Source organism: Cryobacterium sp. 10I5 (genome assembly GCF_035019865.1).
GTDB lineage: Bacteria > Actinomycetota > Actinomycetes > Actinomycetales > Microbacteriaceae > Cryobacterium > Cryobacterium breve_A.
Window position 1 is genome coordinate 1 of record NZ_JASJVI010000159.1, and the last position, 3,820, is coordinate 3,820.

The following is a 3,820-nucleotide window of genomic DNA, read 5'->3' on the forward strand; positions in this document are numbered from 1 at the left end:
GGCTACTCGGGGAGGAGCTCGAAGACGATGCCGTTGTCGCGGACGCTGATCCGCAGGCGGTCGAGGCTCGGCACGACGAGGTCGGCGTCGAGCTGGTCCATGGTGTGCGTTCCGGCGACACCGATCGTCAGGCATCCGGCCGCCCGGCCGGCTTCGAGCCCGGCGGGGGCGTCTTCGACGACGACGCAGCGGCGCGGGTCGGCGCCGAGCAACTCTGCCGCCTTGAGGAACGGCTCCGGGAACGGCTTGCCGCGCGGGGTGTCGTCGATCGTCACGACGGTCGCGGGAACGGGGAAGCCGGCCGAACCGAGCCGGCCGAGGCACAACGAGCGGGCGCACGAGGTCACGATGGCGCGGCGGCCCTCCGGAATGCTCTGCATGAGTTCCGCCGCCCCTGGCAGGATCTCGATGCCGTCGAGGTCGTCGAGTTCGAGTTCGAGCACCCGGGCGATCGACCACTCGATCTTGTCCGCGGGGACGAGCCTGGCCACCATCTGCCGGGCGGGCACGCCGTGTTCGGCTCCGTTGAAGGAGGGGCCGAGGCCCGCTTCGGCTCCCCAGCGCCGCCAGGCCCGGTCCACGGCCTTCGTCGAGTCGACGAGGGTGCCGTCCATGTCGAAGAGGACGGCATCGAAAACGCGGCCGAGGAGAACGTGCCCGGCATCACCATCCGTGCTGCTGCTCGTGCTGCTCTTCGTCATGCTCGCGGCGTTGGTGAGGCCCTGCTCCATGTGCTGTTTCCTTCCGTGAAGCCGCGATAGCCGGCTTCGGTACTCCCCCAATTCTCCCTCAGGTCCGGCCTCGCTACGCTGAAGACCATGACTACTGCTCCCCTCGGACCTCCCCTAGCCGCGAAGAAGCCCGTCGAACGCCTGCACCACAACGACCTCTTCGTCGACGACTACGAGTGGCTGCGCGACAAGGAAAGCCCGGAGGTCCTCGCCCACCTCGAGGCCGAAAACGTCTACACGGATGCCCGCACCAGGGCGCTCGCTCCGCTTCGGGAACAGCTTTTCAGCGAGATCAAGGCCCGTACCCGCGAGACCGACCTCAGCGTGCCCGTACGGGAAGGCCAGTGGTGGTACTACACCCGCACGGTCGAGGGTCAGGAATACGGCATCCACTGCCGGGCACCGATCTCGGGCCCGGACGACTGGGCGCCGCCGGTCCTGAACCCCGAAGCCGAGGCTGGGACGCCCGGCGCCGAGGAAACGCCCGCCGCAGCATCCCTCGTCGACCGGGCAGGCCTGCCCGGTGAGCAGGTGCTCCTCGACGACAACGCCGAAGCGGCCGGGCACGACTTCTACGCACTCGGCAGCTTCGACGTGAGCGCGGACGCCACCCGGCTGCTCTACGCCGTCGACACCGAGGGCGACGAGCGGTACACGATCCGGGTGCGCGACCTCACGACGGGCGAGAATTTCGCCGACGAGATCACCGAGACCGGCGAAGACGCCCTGTTCGAACCGAGCGGCCGCTACCTCTTCTACACGACCGTCGACGACGCCTGGCGCCCCGACACGGTCTGGCGGCACGAGGTCGGCACAGACCCTGCGAGCGACGCGCAGGTCTTCCACGAACCCGACGACCGGTTCTGGGTCGGCATCGGGCTCACCCGCAGTCGCAAATACCTCCTGATCGAAGCCGGCTCGAGCGTGACGACCGAGACGCGGCTGCTCGACACGGGCGATCCCACCGGCGACTTCGCGATCGTCTGGGCGCGCCGCGACGGCGTCGAGTACGACGTGGAGCACGCCGTCCTCGCCGGGGAGGACCGGCTCCTCATCGTGCACAACGACCACGCCGTCAACTTCGAACTCGTCGACGTCGCAGCGGCAGACCCGAACGGCCCCCGGCGGATGCTGCTGCCGCACGACGAATCCGTCCGCCTCGAGGGCGTCGACGCATTTCGCGACTTCGTCATCGCCGAGTACCGACGCGACGGGTTGACCCAGATCGCAATCGCGTCCCTCGGGACGGAGGCCGAGGCATCCGCTGCCACGGCGGGTACCGACGCCCCCGCCGGCGCCGCCGGCCCCCTCGCGTTCACCGAGCTCGCCTTCGACGAACCGCTCTTCACCGCGGGCACCGGGGCGAACCCCGAGTGGGAGCAACCGACGATCCGGTTCGGCTACACGAGCTTCGTCACCCCGTCGACGGTGTACGACCTCGTCGTCGCGACGGGCGAGCGCCGCCTGCTCAAGCAGCAGACCGTGCGCGGCGCGTACGACCCGGCACGGTACGAGCAGCGCCGCGAGTGGGCGACGGCCGCTGACGGCACCCGCGTGCCGATCTCGCTCGTGTACCGGAGCGACCTGGCGACCCCCGGCGAACCCGCGCCGACACTGCTCTACGGCTATGGGTCCTACGAGATCAGCATCGACCCGACTTTCAGCATCTCCCGGCTCAGCCTGCTCGACCGCGGACTGGTCTACGCGATCGCGCACGTGCGCGGTGGCGGCGAGCTCGGCCGACTCTGGTACGAGCACGGCAAGGAACTCGAAAAGCGCAACAGCTTCACCGACTTCATCGACTGCGCCAGGCATCTGATCGACACCGGCATGACCGCGCCCGACCGGCTCGTCGCCGAAGGCCGCAGCGCCGGCGGCCTGCTGATGGGCGCCGTCGCGAACCTCGCCCCCGAGCTGTTCTCCGGCATCCTCGCCGGCGTACCGTTCGTCGACCCGCTCACCTCGATCCTCGACCCCTCGCTGCCGCTCACGGTCATCGAGTGGGACGAGTGGGGAGACCCGTTGCACGACCCTGAGGTCTACGCGTACATCAAGTCCTACTCACCGGTCGAGAACGTTCGCGACACGGTCTACCCGCGCATCCTTGCCGTGACGAGCCTCAACGACACCCGCGTGCTCTACGACGAACCGGCGAAGTGGGTCGCACACCTGCGCGAGGTCGGGGCGGATGTCCTGCTCAAGACCGAGATGTCCGCCGGCCACGGCGGGGTGTCCGGCCGCTACGCCCGCTGGCGGGAAATCGCCTTCGACAACGCGTGGATCCTCGATGCGGCCGGGGTGCACCCGCTGCCCTGAGCTGCGGCAGCGTGAGAGCATGGGGGAATGTCGCAGACCGGGCCCCCCGCACCGGCTCCGGGCTGGCGGATGCGCTCTGAGCCTCCCGCGGGACCGCCCGCGGGATCCGCGGGGAGCGCCGCGACCGGCTCGACGGCCACCCCGACCGCGATGGGACTCCAGTTCGAGCTGCGCGAGCTGACCCCGCGCACCGACGAACGCTGGCGCGGGCCCACCGCGCAGACGGTCACGAGTCTCCGCGGCGGCCACGGCGCGCTCAGGCTCGGCGTGCGCCCGGTCGTCCTGAACGCGCGTGGCAACTGGGTGCGCGGCAACGTGACCTGGAACCAGCTGTCCTTCCACGTGAACCGGCTCTCCCTCGACCCCGAGCACAAGCGCTGGCTCAGCGAGCTCTGGGCGCTGAACCGCGCGGTGCGCGGGGTGTACACGAACCAGGAGGCCGACTGGCTCTACCTCGACGACTTCGAAAGTTCCCTGCTCTGGGCCCACCTCGGCGAGGCGCGCCGGCTCGGGATCGCTCTCGTCGGCACGAAGAAGGGTGCGACCGTCTCCGTGGCGACGGACGCCGTGGTCGGACTCGACGTCACGCACACCCCGCCCGCAACTGGGGAAACGACTCCTGCCGGGAGCCCGCCCGGACTGCGCCTGACCACGACGCTCACGATCGACGGCGATGCACAGTCGCCCGCCCAGGCCGGCGCGATCGGCAACCACGGCGTCTACGTCTATGCGCAGACGCCCCCCACGTCATCGACCACGACCCCTGCGAAGTC

General features: G+C 69.9%; 2 protein-coding genes and 1 pseudogene. 2 read left to right on the top strand and 1 reads right to left on the bottom strand.

Going from position 1 to position 3,820, the window contains the following annotated elements; genetic code table 11:
• Positions 1–2: 2 nt before the first annotated feature.
• Positions 3–731, bottom strand: a complete 729-nt coding sequence (locus QN350_RS19230) for an HAD-IA family hydrolase (RefSeq protein ID WP_322137663.1) — start codon at positions 729–731, stop codon at positions 3–5.
• An 87-nt stretch (positions 732–818) separates the two neighbouring features.
• Between QN350_RS19230 and QN350_RS19235 the strand changes: the two genes are divergently transcribed.
• Positions 819–3,047 (top strand): S9 family peptidase, encoded by a 2,229-nt coding sequence (locus QN350_RS19235; RefSeq protein WP_323517139.1) that lies wholly within the window; start codon positions 819–821, stop codon positions 3,045–3,047.
• A 27-nt stretch (positions 3,048–3,074) separates the two neighbouring features.
• Positions 3,075–3,820: pseudogene (locus QN350_RS19240) on the top strand (hypothetical protein); the annotation flags it as partial.